The organism is Bradyrhizobium sp. SZCCHNRI20481, from assembly GCF_032485055.1.
Classification (GTDB): domain Bacteria; phylum Pseudomonadota; class Alphaproteobacteria; order Rhizobiales; family Xanthobacteraceae; genus Bradyrhizobium.
Window position 1 is genome coordinate 432501 of sequence record NZ_JAUEUE010000004.1, and the last position, 16760, is coordinate 449260.

Here is a 16760-nt window from a genome sequence, read left to right on the forward strand (position 1 = left end):
ATTGCACGACCCTACTCGGATCGATCTCCTCTTCACGATGTCAGATAACACGCAGTCCTCTGTAATCCCGGTGAGGATCAGAAGATGCGAAGTGTTGTCTCGCGGACGAATTGTTTGTCGGTCAGGCGCAAAGTCCGCCTCCGCTCTTACGAGCTCCGGCGCGACAGCCTTCGCGATCAGATGGCTTGCCGAGCCGAAGCGCCGCAGGCGCGAAGGCTGGTGGAGCCTGTCGGGATCGAACCGACGACCTCATGCTTGCAAAGCACGCGCTCTCCCAGCTGAGCTAAGGCCCCATAACCGGAAAGACGAATGCCAAGCAGCGCGATCGTCGAGACGATTGGCCGGCCGAAGTTCGCGTTGACCAGTCCGCCTTCGCCCTTCGGGCTACGGCGCGACAGCCTTCGCGCATCTTCTGGCCTGCCGAGCCGAAGCGCCGGCAGGCGCGAAGGCTGGTGGGCCTGGGAAGACTTGAACTTCCGACCTCACGCTTATCAAGCGCGCGCTCTAACCAACTGAGCTACAAGCCCTAACGCTCGAAGCTCGTCACCACCCGGCCAGCGAAGGCCAAAGCCTACGAAGCAAAAGCAGCGACCGCGCAGCCCCAGGCAGCGTGTTCGTCCGCGAAGAAAGAGAAACGAAGACGGCGAAATCCCGCCAATGGAGCTCACGCAAGACCTGGCGGTCTCGGTGGCCCCTGATGTTTCTAAAACAGCTCGATAGCTGACCGGTCCGAAGACCAGTCGATCCGAAGATCATGCTGAAGAGCCATCCTTAGAAAGGAGGTGATCCAGCCGCAGGTTCCCCTACGGCTACCTTGTTACGACTTCACCCCAGTCGCTGACCCTACCGTGGTCGGCTGCCTCCATTGCTGGTTAGCGCACCGCCTTCAGGTAAAGCCAACTCCCATGGTGTGACGGGCGGTGTGTACAAGGCCCGGGAACGTATTCACCGTGGCGTGCTGATCCACGATTACTAGCGATTCCAACTTCATGGGCTCGAGTTGCAGAGCCCAATCCGAACTGAGACGGCTTTTTGAGATTTGCGAAGGGTTGCCCCTTAGCTTCCCACTGTCACCGCCATTGTAGCACGTGTGTAGCCCAGCCCGTAAGGGCCATGAGGACTTGACGTCATCCCCACCTTCCTCGCGGCTTATCACCGGCAGTCTCCTTAGAGTGCTCAACTAAATGGTAGCAACTAAGGACGGGGGTTGCGCTCGTTGCGGGACTTAACCCAACATCTCACGACACGAGCTGACGACAGCCATGCAGCACCTGTGTTTCGGGCTCCGAAGAGAAGGTCACATCTCTGCGACCGGTCCCAAACATGTCAAGGGCTGGTAAGGTTCTGCGCGTTGCGTCGAATTAAACCACATGCTCCACCGCTTGTGCGGGCCCCCGTCAATTCCTTTGAGTTTTAATCTTGCGACCGTACTCCCCAGGCGGAATGCTTAAAGCGTTAGCTGCGCCACTGGTGAGTAAACCCACCAACGGCTGGCATTCATCGTTTACGGCGTGGACTACCAGGGTATCTAATCCTGTTTGCTCCCCACGCTTTCGTGCCTCAGCGTCAGTATCGGGCCAGTGAGCCGCCTTCGCCACTGGTGTTCTTGCGAATATCTACGAATTTCACCTCTACACTCGCAGTTCCACTCACCTCTCCCGAACTCAAGATCTTCAGTATCAAAGGCAGTTCTGGAGTTGAGCTCCAGGATTTCACCCCTGACTTAAAGACCCGCCTACGCACCCTTTACGCCCAGTGATTCCGAGCAACGCTAGCCCCCTTCGTATTACCGCGGCTGCTGGCACGAAGTTAGCCGGGGCTTATTCTTGCGGTACCGTCATTATCTTCCCGCACAAAAGAGCTTTACAACCCTAGGGCCTTCATCACTCACGCGGCATGGCTGGATCAGGGTTGCCCCCATTGTCCAATATTCCCCACTGCTGCCTCCCGTAGGAGTTTGGGCCGTGTCTCAGTCCCAATGTGGCTGATCATCCTCTCAGACCAGCTACTGATCGTCGCCTTGGTGGGCCATTACCCCACCAACTAGCTAATCAGACGCGGGCCGATCTTTCGGCGATAAATCTTTCCCCGTAAGGGCTTATCCGGTATTAGCACAAGTTTCCCTGTGTTGTTCCGAACCAAAAGGTACGTTCCCACGCGTTACTCACCCGTCTGCCGCTGACGTATTGCTACGCCCGCTCGACTTGCATGTGTTAAGCCTGCCGCCAGCGTTCGCTCTGAGCCAGGATCAAACTCTCAAGTTGAACTTGAAGCTTTGAACCGGCTGATCACAACGTTTGACGAGGTCCCACCAATCGATCTCCACGCTTCACAGCGCGAAAACCATGGTGTTACCTTTGAAACATTGTCCGCCGAAGTCTTCTCGTCCGATCCCAGAACCAAAAGCCGAAGCCTTCAATCCCGAGACCCGCAAGGACTCCGCCGTCCACGTTTCTCTTTCTTCATCTTCACTTGTCAAACAGCCCGGGACCTCAGTCCCACCCTCGGATGGAGGGGTCGCCCAACCTTTTCCGACGTCGATGAGCAACCGGGTTCTACCGGTTGTGCATCGCTCAGCAGAAGTGAGGAGCAATATTGGCGCGAATGCTCGCCTCGGTGTGTCCCGAAGCGGCGCCGCGCTCAGTGACCGTGCTTATAGGGGGGTCCGATCGGGGTGTCAACGCCCAATGTCAACAAATCGTCGCATCGAATCATTTTTTCCGGGACGGCCAGAGAACCCAGACTTCTTGCGGACTTCGTGCCCCACTTGGGCCACAATCCTGCGACGATTTGTTAAGCATCGACCTGGGTTGATTTGGGTCCAGCGGGGACCGCCATCGATTCAAGGATGATCCAGATCAAGGAAGTGGCGAGCCCTTCGCCTGACTCATACGGCCGAGACGACATCGAGAGATCCTGAAGAACAATAGCGGTTCGCGGATTCCGGCTTTCGGGCCAGAGAGTCTCGAACCGTCAGAAGCGCGCCATCATTCCGAGCCGTTTGTCTTGGACGTTAAGCCGACCGGCAGCTGAGTGATTTCGGCGCTGACTTTGAACTTGGGGGACGAAGGTTGAACCATCGGACGTCACGCGGGGGGTATGGACGCGAGGTCGGCATGATCGATCTCGGTCATGAGCCGCCGCTATCGGTCGATGGCTCCGAGGCCGCGGTGATCGATCGCCGCCGCGTCTCCGTGCAATGGTTCTCCGGTACGATTCTGACTGGTCTATGCGGCGCAGCCCTGATCGGCGGCGCCGTTTTTGCGTCGCTCGACGGCGAAATGACCTTCGCTCGCATGCCGGAGCGGATGGAGAGCGCGCTGCGCGGCGCCTTCGGCGCCAATGACCGCGTTGCCACCCTGCGCAAGAGCGATCGCCTGCCGCCGCCGAGCGAAGCGGCGGCCGCGCGCAATGTGGTGCGCATCTCGACCGTGACCCGCGCCGGATCGCGCGAGCTGATCCGGGTCCGTCCCTATGTCCGGATCTCGGGCAACCTGTCGATGACGACGAGCGATCTTTCCGCCAAGATCCCGCCGTTCAACGCCCAGCGCCTGCTGAGCGACACCGACAACGACAAGACCGGGTCCGGCGAGGATCCGAACAATCCGGAGGCCGTCGAGCCCGACGCCGAAGTCTCGTTCGTGACCAAGGATCTCGCCGCGGTGCTCCCCAAGGCGAAGATCGCGACCTCGGTGGCGCTCGACGAAATCGTCATGCGGGTTCGCGATGCGGCGAACTGGCGCGGCAACAATGGCGGCGTCCGCTACGCCTCGCTCGCCAATGCCGCCGCTGACGCGGCCAGTGCACAGGCCGTCCAAGGCGGCGACCTGAAACTGTCCTACGCCAATGACGGCACCTCGCCAGATCCTTACGCCGGCTTCGAGACCCGGGTGGTGCCGGAAAATGTCACCTTGCTCCCCAAGACCAAGGACCAGATCACCGGCGGCAATCCGCTCGGCGAGCGTGTCCACCTGGTCAAGAAGGGCGATACCGTCACCTCGATCCTGCGCGACCAGGGCGCGACGCCCGACGAGGCCAGGGCGATTGCCGCCCAGCTCGGCCCACGCGGCCGTGACGGCGGGCTGAAAGAAGGCGAGAAGCTCCGTATCCTGATGGCGCCGTCCGGCCCTGCCCCCGGCGCCCGGCTGCAGCCGTTCCGGGTCATCATCGCCAACGACACCATGATCGAGGCGGTGGCCGCGCTGTCGGACCTCGGACGATACGTCGCCGTGGACGCGCAGAGCATGAACACGGTCACCGAGACCGCCGACAACACCAATGACGAGGAGGATGACGGCACCGGTGTCCGCCTCTATCAGAGCATCTACGAGACGGCGATGCGCAACAAGGTGCCCACGCCGGTCATCGAGGACATGATCCGGATCTATTCCTACGACGTCGACTTCCAGCGCAAGGTGCAGCCGGGCGATTCGTTCGACGTCTTCTATGCCGGCGACGATGACGACAAGCCCGGCAACAACGACAAGACCGAGGTGCTGTTCGCTGCGCTGACGGTCGGCGGCGAGACCAAGAAATACTACCGGTTCCAGACCCCCGACGACAGCGTCGTCGACTATTACGACGAGACCGGGAAGAGCGCGAAGAAGTTCCTGGTGCGCAAGCCGGTCAACAACGCGATCATGCGCTCCGGCTTCGGCGGCCGCCGCCATCCGATCCTCGGCTATGTGAAGATGCACACCGGCGTCGACTGGGCCACCGCCTACGGCACCCCGATCTTCGCCTCCGGCAACGGCGTTCTCGAGAAGGTCGGCACCGAAGGCGGTTACGGCAAGTACATCCGGATCAAGCACAACAACGGCTACGAGACGGCCTATGGCCACTTGTCGGCGTTTGCCAAGGGCATGGAGCCCGGCAAGCGCGTGCGCCAGGGCCAGGTCGTCGGTTTCGTCGGCTCGACCGGCATGTCGACCGGCCCGCACGTCCACTATGAGATCCTGGTCAACGGCCGCTTCGTCGACCCGATGCGCGTGAAGCTGCCGCGCGGCCGGTCGCTCGAAGGCCAGATCATGGCCAGCTTCGAGAAGGAGCGCGATCGCGTCGACCAGATGATGACCAGCCGCGGTGCCGGTGCCTCGCGCATCTCCGACGCCGGCCCGATCCAGGTCAGCCGCTAAAAACCCGGCCTCGCCGGGCTGGTCCGTTCAACCCAAGGAAGTCTTTTTGCCGATGCAGGCGGCCCGCGCTGATCGCTCAGCGCGGGCCGCCTTTGCTTGCATTCGGCGCAGCGCCGCTTCAGTTCAGCTTGCGCTTCGGGATCGGCGCCTCGAACGTCGCGATCTCGGCGGTGCGATGCGCCTTGCCGTTGAAGGTCAGCACATTGCCTTCCGAGGAGATGGCGACCTTGTCGCCGTCCTTGACATCGCCGGCGAGGATCATCTCGGCGAGCGGATCCTGCACGCTACGCTGGATCACCCGCTTCAACGGCCGTGCGCCATAAGCCGGATCCCAGCCCTTGGCGGCGAGCCAGTCGCGCGCGTCGCCATCCAGCGACAAGGTGATCTTGCGCTCCTCCAGCAGCTTCTGGAGCCGTGTGAACTGGATCTCGACGATCCGCCCCATCTCGCTCTTCTGCAAGCGGTGGAACAGGATGATCTCGTCGACGCGGTTGAGGAACTCGGGCCGGAAATGCCCGCGCACCGTGCCCATCACCAGCTCGCGCACCTCCGACGTATCCTCGCCCTCCGGCTGATTGACCAGGAACTCGGAGCCGAGATTGCTGGTCATGATGATCAGCGTGTTGCGGAAGTCGACGGTGCGGCCCTGGCCGTCGGTCAGGCGGCCGTCGTCGAGCACCTGCAGCAGCACGTTGAAGACATCCGGATGCGCCTTCTCGATCTCGTCGAACAAGACGACCTGGTACGGCCGGCGCCGCACGGCCTCTGTCAGCGCTCCGCCCTCGTCATAGCCGACATAGCCGGGAGGCGCGCCGATCAGCCGCGACACCGAGTGCTTCTCCATGTACTCGGACATGTCGAGCCGGACCATCGCGGTCTCGTCGTTGAACAGATACTCGGCGAGCGCCTTGGTCAGCTCGGTCTTGCCGACACCGGTGGGGCCCAAGAACATGAACGAGCCCATCGGTCGGTTCGGGTCCTGCAGGCCGGCGCGCGAGCGCCGCACGGCGGTCGCGACCGCATGCACGGCCTCGAACTGGCCGACGACGCGCTTGCCGAGAGAATCCTCCATGCGCAGGAGCTTGTCCTTCTCGCCCTCGAGCATCTTGTCCACCGGCACGCCGGTCCAGCGCGAGACCACCTGCGCGATGTGGTTGGCGGTGACCGCCTCCTCCATCATCTCGCCGGCATTCTCCTTGGCCTCGATGTCGGCCAGCTGCTTCTCCAGCTCAGGGATGCGGCCATAGGCCAGCTCGCCCGCTTTTTGATACTCGCCGCGGCGCTGCGCGTTGGCGAGCTCGATGCGCAGGCCGTCCAGCTCGCTCTTGAGCTTCTGCGCGTTCGACAGCTTGTCCTTCTCCGCGCTCCAGCGCGCAGTCAGGCCAGCCGACTTCTCCGAGAGATCGGCGAGCTCCTTTTCCAAGGTCAGCAGCCGGCTCTTGGACCCCGGATCGGTCTCCTTCTTCAGCGCTTCCTGCTCGATCTTGAGCCGGATGATCTCGCGATCCATCGAATCCAGCTCTTCCGGCTTGGAATCGACCTGCATCTTCAGCCGCGCGCCCGCCTCGTCCATCAGGTCGATGGCCTTGTCGGGCAGGAAGCGGTCGGTGATGTAGCGGTTCGACAGCGTCGCCGAGGCCACCAGCGCGGAATCGGTGATGCGCACGCCGTGATGCTGCTCGTATTTATCCTTCAGGCCGCGCAGGATCGAGATGGTGTCCTCGACCGTCGGCTCGGTGACGTAGACCGGCTGGAAGCGCCGCGCCAGCGCCGCGTCCTTCTCGACGTGCTTCTGATACTCGTCGAGCGTGGTCGCGCCGATGCAGTGCAGCTCGCCGCGGGCCAGCGCGGGCTTCAGCAGGTTCGACGCATCCATCGCGCCGTCGGCCTTGCCGGCGCCGATCAGGGTATGCATCTCGTCGATGAACAGCACGAAGGTGCCTTCGGCTGACGTGACCTCCTGCAGCACGGCCTTCAGCCGCTCCTCGAACTCGCCGCGATATTTCGCGCCCGCGATCAGGGAGCCGAGATCGAGCGACAACAGCCGCTTGTCCTTCAGGCTCTCCGGCACGTCGCCATTGACGATGCGCAGCGCGAGGCCTTCGACGATCGCGGTCTTGCCGACGCCGGGCTCGCCGATCAGTACGGGATTGTTCTTGGTGCGCCGGGACAGAACTTGAATCGTACGGCGGATCTCCTCGTCGCGGCCGATCACCGGATCGAGCTTGCCGTCGCGCGCCGCCTGGGTCAGGTCGCGGGCATATTTCTTCAGCGCATCATACGCATTCTCGGCGGTCGCCGAGTCGGCGGTGCGGCCCTTGCGCAGGGATTCGATCGCCGCGTTGAGGTTCTGCGCGGTGACGCCGCCCTTGGCGAGGATGCCGCCTGCTTCGCTGTTCTTCTCCAGCGTCAGCCCGAGCAGCAGCCGCTCGACCGTGACAAAACTATCGCCGGCCTTCTCGGCCGCCTTCTCCGCCGCGTCGAAGGCGCGCGCCAGCTCGGGCGACAGATAGACCTGTCCGGCGCCGCTGCCCGACACCTTCGGCAGCTTGCCCAGCGCATCCTCGGTCGCTTTCAGGATCGCGCGCGAATTGCCGCCGGCGCGGTCGATGAGACCGCCCGCAAGTCCCTCGCCGTCGTCGAGCAGGACTTTCAGCAGATGCAGCGGCGAGAATTGCTGATGGCCGTCGCGCACGGCCAGCGATTGCGCCGATTGGATGAAGCCCCGGGCGCGCTCGGTATATTTTTCGATATTCATGATATTTCCCTCAGCCTGCTGTGACGCCCCGAAGGCACGATTTCAGCATCTTCATTGGGTTTCGGACCGCGCACGTTGACGTCCATCAACGCCGCACCCCTGACGTCGCCGGCTTGCGCCCGGCTTGAGCTGAAATGTGGGAAGGCGGGCCAAAAACGGAAGAGGCCGTTTCACAAATTCGTGTGCCCTGGCCGCGGCCATGGGAATCTCCTATGAGGCGGCATGAGCCAGACCCGTCCCGCGCGCATCGCCGGCCTGTACCGCTATCCGGTCAAGGGCCTTACCCCGGAACCATTGCAGACGGCACCTCTGCGGGTCGGCCAGACCTTACCGGCCGACCGCCGCTACGCATTGGAGAACGGCCCCAGCGGGTTCGATCCGGACGCTCCGGTCTGGCGGCCGAAGACGGCGTATCTCATGCTGATGCGCAACGAGCGCCTCGCCGGCTTCAAGACCGTGTTCGACGACGCGACGAATATCCTCACCATCCGCAGGGACGACGCCGTCGTCGTGCAAGGCGATCTCGAGAGCCCCGAAGGCCGCGCGGCGATCGAGCGCTTCTTCGCAGGCGAGTTCGCCGACGAGCTGCGCGGGCCACCAAAGCTGCTGTCGGGCGGCGGCTACAGTTTCACGGACCTGGCGCGCAAGGTGGTCTCGATCATCAACCTCGCCTCCATCGCGGAGATCGAGACTTTGGTCGGCGCTCCCGTGCACCCGCTGCGCTTCCGCGCCAACGTCTACGTCACCGGCTGGCAGGCCTGGCACGAGACCTCGCTCATGGGCGAGACGCTGCGCATCGGCTCGGCGCGGCTCAAGGTCGTGAAGACCACCACCCGCTGCGCCGCGGTCAACGTCGACCCGGACACGGCCGCCCGCGACCTCGACATCCCGCCCGCGCTGATGACCCGGCGCGGCAACAATGAATGCGGCATCTATGCCGAGGTGATCGAAGCCGGTGATATCGCCGTTGGCGACGAACTCGCCGTGGAGCAGCCGCGGCTGGTGTAGTTCGAGCGCTGGCCGCATCGGCGGCGCGCCCCCTCTCCCGCGTGCGGGGGAGGGTTGGGGTGGGGGCCGCCCCACCCGAAAATCTTCGTGTGGAGAGACTTCCCCCACCCGCATCGCATCTTCGATGCGATGCGACCTCCCCCGCAAGCGGGGGAGGCGCACACCGAGCGAGCCTCGACGGCTCGATTCATCAGTTCGAGATTGGTCAGTTCGGCATCACATACGCATACACCCGGCCGCGCGACACCGCGGTCTCGCGCACGCGGTTGCCGTTGTTGCCGGAGATGACGATCGGGTTGCCCTGGGCATCGACGCCCGAGACCACGCCGACATGTCCGCCGCCACGGCGGCTCATGACCGCGATCGCGCCGACCTGCGGGCCGGAGACGCGCTGGCCATAGCTCGCGAACGAGCGCGCCATGTCGGAGCCGGTGCCGCGATGGCCGGTCCGCTCCAGCACCATGTTCATGAAACGGGCGCACCACAGGCTGCGCCGGCCGGTCGGGTTGCCGCTGCCGATGTAGCTGCGCGCCGCGGAGACGACGCTGCTGCCGCCGCCGAAGCCGCCGGACGACGCCATGCCGTCAGACGCCGTGCCCGGCATCATGACGCTGGCCTGCGCGTCGGCAACGCCGCTCACCTGCACCCGCGCCACGCCGCGCTCCCAGCGCGACAACCGGGCGACGGACCGGCCGTGGTGATGATATCTTGCGTAGTGATGGCCGCCGTGGCTGCGGTGGGCATGATGCCCGGAGCCGTGATGCGGACGGGCCGAAGCCGGTGTTGCGGTGACGGCGACGACTGCCGAGCACATGGTTAACGCAACGATGTGAAGCGACCGGCGAAGGGTAGACACAACCATACTCAATCCTTCTGTTACTTCCCCCAGTACCTGACTTGGCACCCCCTGGTCCCTCAGCGCGGCCCCTCTGCAAGCCGCCAGCGGCGGTCCGTAAAATGTTGCGGTGTGACGAAACCATGACCATCGACGGCGAAAGGCTGGCGGCGAGAGGGTGATTCCGAGTCTATGTCGCGGCGAAAACAAGGCGCTGGCCCGACCATTGTCGCGTGTCGCGCGACTCGTCATCATGCAGCACGTGACACGGGAGGAGATGACGATGCCCCACGCAACGGCGAAAGACGGCGTTCGCCTCTATTTCGAAGAGGTCGGCGCGGGCACGCCGCTCATCTTCCTGCACGAGTTCGCCGCCGACCACACCAATTGGGAGCCGCAGCTGCGCTACTTCGCGCGGCGCCACCGCTGCATCGCCTACGCCGCGCGCGGCTACACGCCCTCGGACGTGCCGGCCGCGCCCGACGTCTACAGCTACGTGCACTTCTACACCGACGCGCTGGCGGTGCTGGACCATCTCGGCATCGCCAGCGCCCACTTCGTCGGCCTGTCGATGGGCTCCTATTCCTCGCTGCAGGTGGCGCTGAACGCGCCCGGGCGCATCCGCTCGATGGTGCTGGCCGGGGTCGGCTCCGGCTCCAGCCTTGAGCAACTCGACGCCTTCCGCGCCCAGTGCCGCGCCACCGCCGAGCAGTTCGAGACCCTGGGCTCAGCCGAGACCGCCAAGGTGACGCGCGAGGCGCCCGGCCGCATTCCCTTCCTGGTCAAGGACCCGCGCGGCCACGCCGACTTCTACGCCGCCCTCGCCCGCCATGACGCGCGCGGCTCAGCCAACACCATGCGCGGTTTCCAGGGTGGCCGGCCCTCGATCTTTACAATGACCGACGCCATCCGCGGCGTGCCGACGCCGGCCCTCATCATCTGCGGCGACGAGGACGACGCCTGCATCGCGCCGAGCCTGTTCCTCAAGCAGCATCTGGCGGCCTCGGGCCTGACCTTCTTCCCCAAGTCCGGCCACGTGCTGAACCTGGAGGAGCCGGTGCTGTTCAACGAAGCGGTCGAGCGCTTCATCGCGCTGGTCGAGGCCGGGCGATGGGGGCCACGGGATCCGCGGTCGATGGCGGGATAGTTGCGCAGCCGAAGCGTTCCGGCTCTGCTCGACACGCAAGGCGCAGCGGGCCAGGCTGCTTCGCGAGCCGGCTTTGCCCATTCCAGCGACGATCACGTCCAGCATGAATCGGACTCTGCCGTGACGATCAGGCCAAGCGCGCGCGGCGCCGCGATCCAGTGTTGCGAGATGGCAGTGGGATCGCCCGTGAGGCCACGGCGCACTGGATGCCAGCCTGCGCGGGCATGACAGCTGAGGCTATTGCTACCTCCTCCGTCATCGCGAGCGCCAGCGAAGCGATCCAGGGCTACGCAGACAAGCTGCCGTCGTGGCCCTGGATTGCTTCGTCGCTTGCGCTCCTCGCAATGACGGCCTGTTCGAGCAAGCCCTGCCAAAGTCGCGACGGACTCGCCTACTCGCCGATGATCTTGATCAGCACGCGCTTGCGCCGCCCGCCGTCGAACTCGCCGTAGAAGATCTGCTCCCACGGACCGAAATCGAGCTTGCCGCCGGTGATCGCGACCACGACCTCGCGGCCCATGATCTGGCGCTTCATGTGGGCGTCGGCATTGTCCTCGCCGGTCCGGTTGTGGCGATAGCCCGCCACCGGCTCGTGCGGCGCCAGCTTCTCCAGCCATTGCTCGTAGTCGAAATGCAGCCCGCTCTCGTCGTCATTGATGAAGACCGACGCGGTGATGTGCATGGCGTTGACCAGCACGAGTCCCTCGCGCACCCCGCTCTCCTTCAGCGCCGCCTCGACATCATCCGTGATGTTGATGAAGGCGCGACGGCCCGGTGTCTGGAACCAAAGTTCCTTGCGGAACGATCTCATCGGAACAATCCCGTGCTTCATCACCATAACCAGAGGATACCGCAACGCGCGTGTCCGTCCTCGAGTGTGCCGTAGCTCACAGCGTGCGGTTCCGGCTGCGCGCAGACTGGACCCGATGGAGTGCATACTGCAAGCCCAGCCGGCCCGGTGTCGCTTCGTCATACAATCCAAGATTGAACCGAACGTTGCTCGGACAGACTTAACTGCATTGCCGATCTCATTTCGACGATGACAACGACAGCGTGGCGGCTCGCCCTTCGGCGACGACTGTGCAGACCTGATCCGGCTGCAGCCGCTCATTCTCATCGCACGAGAAGCTCGACTTCTGCAGGCTGACGCCGATCGCAGCGAGTCGCCATTCAGAGGAGAGAGACAATGAGTCTGCTGCGTATCAATCTCTTTGGCGGTCTTGAAATCAAACGCGTCTCCGGCGAGCAGGTCGTCATCCCAAGCCGCAAGGCTGCAACACTCCTGGGCTATCTCGCCCTTACCTCTCCGCACGGCATTTCACGCAGCAAGCTTGCCGCACTCCTGTGGGAAGGCCGCTTCGGCGACAACGCGCGCGCAAACCTTCGCCAGGCCCTGTTGACGCTGCGCCGGGTGCTGCCGCAATGCGCCGACGTCATTTCGGCGGAACGGGACGACATCCGCATCCATCCGAACGCCGTTAGCACCGACGTGCAGGAGTTCGAGCTGCTGCTGCAGCTCGGCGATCTGGAAACCATGGCGCGCGCCGCCGCGCTGTTCCGAGGCGAGTTGCTCGACGGCATCAGCTCGACGTCCTGCGCGTTCGAGGCATGGCTCTCCGCCGAGCGTCAACGACTGAAGACGCGAGCGATACGGGCCATCGCGGGCCTGCTGGACGTCGGCGGCCCCGAACATGTGGAGATCGCCAAGACATTCTCGTTGCGCGTGCTGGCCGCCGATCCGCTGCAGGAGGACGTCCACCGCACCCTGATGCGCTGCTACGCACAGCAGGGTCGCCGCGCCGACGCCCTGCGTCAATATGACTTCTGCCGCACCGTCCTGCGCAAGCAGGTCGGTGCCACGCCGGAGAGCGAAACCGAAACCCTGCAGCGCGAAATCAGGCGCATGCTTCGCGTCTGACGATCCGCGCGACCCTTGCTCCATGCGTGCCTCACATGATCGATTTTGACGGCACTTTCACGCCCCGCTTGACACTTGCATCACGGCCACACGCGCAACATCGCCCTCGATCGACGTCGCGCAGCAACTACTCCTGATGAGGTCAAGCGGCGCGTCGCTCAGAGGTCAGATAACGAGCGAGGAGGCTCAACATGAGTGGCATGCAGCAATCGACTGAGGACTTTGGTCAACTGAATCCCGAAGGGATCTTCGGCTCCGTTCTCGGCAGGTTCGCCGGACAAGCGATCGGACGCCTGATCGGCGGCAAGACCGGCCGGGACTTCGGCGGCGCCATCGGCGGAATCGCGGGCGGGTTCGCGCCGTTCTCCGTCGGCCCCGGCACCGAGCAGCCGTCGGAGATGGAGTTGCAGGGCTTCTGGAGCGTGCTCAAGAAGATCGGACAGGGCGTCCAGACCGGCCTCAATGTCGGCCACAACCTCGGCATCTTCAGCACCGATCCGCAGGCCGCCGCCGCGGCGCAGCCGACCGACATGGAGCTGCAGGGCTTCTGGAGCGTGCTCAAGAAGATCGGACAGGGCGCCCAGACCGGCCTCAACGTCGGCCACAACCTCGGCATCTTCAGCGTCGGTCCGCAAGCCGCCACCGCCGCGGCACAGCCGACCGACATGGAGCTGCAGGGCTTCTGGAGCGTGCTCAAGAAGATCGGTCAGGGCGTCCAGACCGGCCTCAATGTCGGCCACAACCTCGGCATCTTCAGCACCGGTCCGCAAGCCGCCACCGCCGCGGCGCAGCCGACCGACATGGAACTGCAGGGCTTCTGGAGCGTGCTCAAGAAGATCGGTCAGGGCGTCCAGACCGGCATCAATGTCGGCCACAACCTCGGCATCTTCAGCACCGGTCCGCAAGCCGCTGCGGCGGCGCAGCCGACCGACATGGAGCTGCAGAGCTTCTGGAGCGTGCTCAAGAAGATCGGCCAGGGCGTCCAGACCGGCCTCGACGTCGGGCACAATCTCGGCATCTTCAGCGCCGGCCAGCCGGGCCAGCAGGCGGCGGCCGCGCAGCCGACCGACATGGAGCTGCAGAGCTTCTGGAGCGTGCTCAAGAAGATCGGACAGGGCGTCCAGACCGGCCTCGACGTCGGCCACAATCTCGGCATCTTCAGCGCCGGCCAGCCGGGCCAGCAGGCCGCGGCGCAGCCGACCGACATGGAGCTGCAGGGCTTCTGGAGCGTGCTGAAGAAGATCGGCCAGGGCGCGCAGACCGGCCTCAACATCGGGCACACGCTCGGCATCTTCAGCACCGGCCAGCCCGCCGGCACGATGCACTAGGACGACCGATTGGAAGCAACGACCCGCGACATCGCAACGCGGGTCCAAGAGAGTGAAGCGGTGGGCGCACGAAAAGTCCGCCCACCGCCGACCTGACATGGAGGGAACGACGCATGGCGGATCCGAACTCAGAACAGGAATTCATCGTGCAAGGCGAGCCGGTCAAGTCCGGCCAGCTCGCTGATCACTTGAGCCGCGAGCCCAGCGTGAAACGCGTCGGTCAGGTCGCACCTGACGTCGTCATCCTGTCGATGACGAAGAGCCAGGCCGATCGCCTCCGATCGACTTTCAGCACGATCGTGGTGGAGCCGAACGCTCCGCTGAAACCCTTTGGCGCCGGCTGACTTCAGCGGCGCCTCCCGACGATGTCACGAGCGAGGATGAAGGAGCCCGCAAATGGCCGCACGAAGCAAGCCTGAAATCTCGGATCAGAAGGATGCGGCCGGCACGGCCGTCAACGGCACCGGAGCACAACCCGGAGCGGCGCAGCCGTCAGCCGAGGCCGCTGCCGCACCGCAGGCCGCAGCACGGGTGACCGCCGCATCAGCCCCAGCCGCACAAGGGACCAGCCGCAGCGACGGCGGCACGGCGGCGCCAGCAACGGGTCAACCCGGCGCAACGATCTCGCAACGGCGGGCGCAGTACATCCTGGCACCGCGCCAGCAGATGGGGCTTGGGACCTTCAGCGCCGACTTCATCGTCCAGCAACTGACAAACAGCCCCGACATCGACGTGGTGAAGACAATTCAGCCGCCGCGCCTGCTCGGATTTCAGAGCGCCGACCCAGGACAAGCACCGCTCGGCCCGATGGTGCTGGCCCGCATGGCGCCCGACAAGGCCGAATTGCTGAAGGCCCAGGCCGGAGCACGGCTCGCGGTCGAGCGCGATGCGCCGCTCACCTACATGCTCGATCCGACCGTCCCCCAGGTGCCGGCGCCGCACCAGCTTCCCAATCCCGGCGTTCTCATTCCCTTGGCCGACGGGTTCTCGACGACGATCGAAGTGGTCGGCGAGAGCGGCCCGCTGCCGGAGGTGGAAGTGTACGTGTTCGGCAGCGTGTGGCCGGTTCAGGGCGTCACCGACGCCAGCGGCCGCGTCACGCTCAAGATTCAGGGCGAGACGCCCGACACCATCCGCTCGATCCTGATCAAGCCGCGGGTCGATTACTGGACCTTCTGGCTCGATCGTCCGCAACTGACCCCCGACAGCGTGAACCGCATCGCCGCGAAGACGCTCGGCGCCTATCTGCGCGGATTTCCCGGCCAGCAATTGCTGGGTTGGGGCCAGCGCGCGATGGGCCTCGATCGCCTGCCCCTCGCCTATAACGGCGCGGGAGTGAAGATTGCGGTGATCGATTCCGGCGCCGCGCCGACGCATCGCAATCTGCACAGCGTCACGATCGGCAAGAGCATCGTCGGCAATGATCCCGCGAGTTGGACCGTCGATACCATCGGTCACGGCTCGCATTGCGCCGGGATCATCGCCGGCGGACCGATCGGCTCCGGCGGAGGCATTCGCGGCTTCGCTCCGGCGGCCGAAATCCATGTCTGCCGGATCTTCCCGGGCGGCCGGTTCAGCGATCTCGTCTCGGCGCTCGACTACTGCATGGAGAATGGCATCGACATCGCCAACATGAGTCTGGGCGGCGGCGAGCCGTCGCAGATCATCGAGGAGCGGATCTTGCGGGCCAAGCAGATGGGCCTCGCCTGTATCGTCGCCGCGGGAAACTCGTCGGGGCCGGTCCAGTTTCCGGGCTCGACGCCGCATTGCCTGGCGGTCGCCGCGATGGGCAAATGGGGCGAGTTTCCCGAGGACAGCTTCCACGCCCAGCAGGGGTTGGACGGCTTCCGGAGCGCCGACGGATATTTTCCGGCGAAGTTCAGTTGCTTTGGGCCGGAGATCGACGTCTGCGCGCCGGGCGTCGGCATCGTGTCCTCGCTGCCGACGGATGGCTTCGGGGCCTGGGACGGCACCTCGATGGCCACGCCGCACGTCACCGGTCTCGCCGCGCTCGTGCTGGCGCATCATCCCGACTTCAAGGGCCAGTTCGCGACACGCGACGCGCGGCGTGTGGAGCGGCTGTTCCAGATCCTGAAGGAGACATCGACGCCGCTGCAGTTCGGCGATCCCAACCGTTCGGGTGCCGGACTGCCGAACGCGATGCGCGCACTCGGCCTGGAAGCGGGCGTGGCCTCCGCGCCCACGGCCGATCCCTCGCTCGACGTTCTCCGTCGCCTGCTCGGACTGGCGCGCGGCGAGGCGCAGAGCGGCGCGACGTCTCCGACGCTGGTGCCGCAGGCGCCCAATGGCAAGCTCAACGGAGCCGGTTCGGTTGCCAGGGGCCCGGCAACGACGACCAGCGAGTGGTCCAGCCCGGCGGTCGGTGATCCCAGTCCGGCGCAGATCCGCGACATCATGCACAAGGTCGGCTTGCTGTAGATCACGGGGCAAGCCGTAGGAACGGCATCAGACGTTGCACGACGGGCAGTTTGCGCATGAGCCTCATGCACGGACTGCCCGTCGTGTTAGTTTGTCGCACGATCGCGGCTTGCGTCGTCGAGGCTGGGCAAGAATCCGAATTAGGGGGGTGAGAGGGCTCGGCGCGGTGCAATTTCGAGCCATGACTGCATC

The 16760-nt window shown here is 64.7% G+C and carries 10 protein-coding genes, 2 tRNA genes and 1 rRNA gene; 7 read left to right on the forward strand and 6 right to left on the reverse strand.

Annotated elements, in window-relative coordinates:
- Window positions 1-217 precede the first annotated feature (217 nt).
- The 3 genes from QX132_RS08855 to QX132_RS08865 form a co-directional block, all read right to left on the reverse strand.
- Window positions 218-293, reverse strand: a tRNA-Ala gene (locus QX132_RS08855).
- Between the two features lie 157 nt (window positions 294-450).
- Window positions 451-527 (reverse strand) — tRNA-Ile (locus tag QX132_RS08860).
- Between the two features lie 248 nt (window positions 528-775).
- A 16S ribosomal RNA gene (locus QX132_RS08865) occupies window positions 776-2264 on the reverse strand.
- An 807-nt stretch (window positions 2265-3071) separates the two neighbouring features.
- Here QX132_RS08865 and QX132_RS08870 point away from each other — a divergent pair.
- Window positions 3072-5135 carry a M23 family metallopeptidase gene (locus QX132_RS08870; RefSeq protein ID WP_316160774.1) on the forward strand — a complete coding sequence of 688 codons (2064 nt, stop codon included), beginning with the start codon at window positions 3072-3074 and terminating at the stop codon, window positions 5133-5135.
- A 118-nt stretch (window positions 5136-5253) separates the two neighbouring features.
- Here the strand turns inward: QX132_RS08870 and clpB are convergent, their stop codons facing one another.
- On the reverse strand, window positions 5254-7893 hold the full coding sequence (gene clpB / locus QX132_RS08875; protein ID WP_315736251.1) for an ATP-dependent chaperone ClpB: 2640 nt from the start codon (window positions 7891-7893) through the stop codon (window positions 5254-5256).
- A 222-nt stretch (window positions 7894-8115) separates the two neighbouring features.
- Here clpB and QX132_RS08880 point away from each other — a divergent pair, with 222 nt between their 5' ends.
- Window positions 8116-8901 (forward strand): MOSC domain-containing protein, encoded by a 786-nt coding sequence (locus QX132_RS08880; protein WP_315795644.1) that lies wholly within the window; start codon window positions 8116-8118, stop codon window positions 8899-8901.
- A gap of 205 nt (window positions 8902-9106) precedes the next feature.
- Here QX132_RS08880 and QX132_RS08885 read toward each other — a convergent pair whose 3' ends face one another.
- The gene (locus tag QX132_RS08885) at window positions 9107-9763 is read right to left on the reverse strand and encodes a TIGR02594 family protein (protein WP_409999341.1); all 657 of its coding nucleotides are present in this window, start codon (window positions 9761-9763) and stop codon (window positions 9107-9109) included.
- 256 nt (window positions 9764-10019) lie between these two features.
- Between QX132_RS08885 and QX132_RS08890 the strand changes: the two genes are divergently transcribed.
- Window positions 10020-10883 carry an alpha/beta hydrolase gene (locus QX132_RS08890; RefSeq protein ID WP_316160777.1) on the forward strand — a complete coding sequence of 288 codons (864 nt, stop codon included), beginning with the start codon at window positions 10020-10022 and terminating at the stop codon, window positions 10881-10883.
- Between the two features lie 391 nt (window positions 10884-11274).
- On the opposite strand, the gene QX132_RS08895 is transcribed toward QX132_RS08890, so the two are convergent.
- Window positions 11275-11694, reverse strand: coding sequence for a secondary thiamine-phosphate synthase enzyme YjbQ (locus QX132_RS08895; protein WP_315795638.1), 420 nt, complete (start codon window positions 11692-11694; stop codon window positions 11275-11277).
- Between the two features lie 375 nt (window positions 11695-12069).
- Between QX132_RS08895 and QX132_RS08900 the strand changes: the two genes are divergently transcribed.
- The 4 genes from QX132_RS08900 to QX132_RS08915 all read left to right on the forward strand — a co-directional run bounded on the left by QX132_RS08900 (window position 12070) and on the right by QX132_RS08915 (window position 16568).
- A complete protein-coding gene (locus QX132_RS08900; protein ID WP_315755972.1) occupies window positions 12070-12801 on the forward strand; it encodes a BTAD domain-containing putative transcriptional regulator in 732 nt (243 codons plus the stop codon).
- A gap of 191 nt (window positions 12802-12992) precedes the next feature.
- Window positions 12993-14129, forward strand: coding sequence for a hypothetical protein (locus tag QX132_RS08905; RefSeq protein WP_316160779.1), 1137 nt, complete (start codon window positions 12993-12995; stop codon window positions 14127-14129).
- 113 nt (window positions 14130-14242) lie between these two features.
- Entirely contained in the window at window positions 14243-14473 is a 231-nt protein-coding gene (locus tag QX132_RS08910; protein ID WP_315736244.1) for a hypothetical protein, read from the forward strand.
- 52 nt (window positions 14474-14525) lie between these two features.
- Window positions 14526-16568: a S8 family serine peptidase gene (locus tag QX132_RS08915; RefSeq protein WP_316160780.1), complete on the forward strand. Its 2043-nt coding sequence runs from the start codon at window positions 14526-14528 to the stop codon at window positions 16566-16568.
- Window positions 16569-16760: the final 192 nt, after the last annotated feature.

Coding starts and splice junctions, on each gene's coding strand:
- clpB (WP_315736251.1), bottom strand. CDS start 7,893: ATGAATATCGAAAAATATACCGAGCGCGCCCGGGGCTTCATCCAATCG.
- QX132_RS08880 (WP_315795644.1), top strand. CDS start 8,116: ATGAGCCAGACCCGTCCCGCGCGCATCGCCGGCCTGTACCGCTATCCG.
- QX132_RS08885 (WP_409999341.1), bottom strand. CDS start 9,763: ATGGTTGTGTCTACCCTTCGCCGGTCGCTTCACATCGTTGCGTTAACC.
- QX132_RS08890 (WP_316160777.1), top strand. CDS start 10,020: ATGCCCCACGCAACGGCGAAAGACGGCGTTCGCCTCTATTTCGAAGAG.
- QX132_RS08895 (WP_315795638.1), bottom strand. CDS start 11,694: ATGAGATCGTTCCGCAAGGAACTTTGGTTCCAGACACCGGGCCGTCGC.
- QX132_RS08900 (WP_315755972.1), top strand. CDS start 12,070: ATGAGTCTGCTGCGTATCAATCTCTTTGGCGGTCTTGAAATCAAACGC.
- QX132_RS08905 (WP_316160779.1), top strand. CDS start 12,993: ATGAGTGGCATGCAGCAATCGACTGAGGACTTTGGTCAACTGAATCCC.
- QX132_RS08910 (WP_315736244.1), top strand. CDS start 14,243: ATGGCGGATCCGAACTCAGAACAGGAATTCATCGTGCAAGGCGAGCCG.
- QX132_RS08915 (WP_316160780.1), top strand. CDS start 14,526: ATGGCCGCACGAAGCAAGCCTGAAATCTCGGATCAGAAGGATGCGGCC.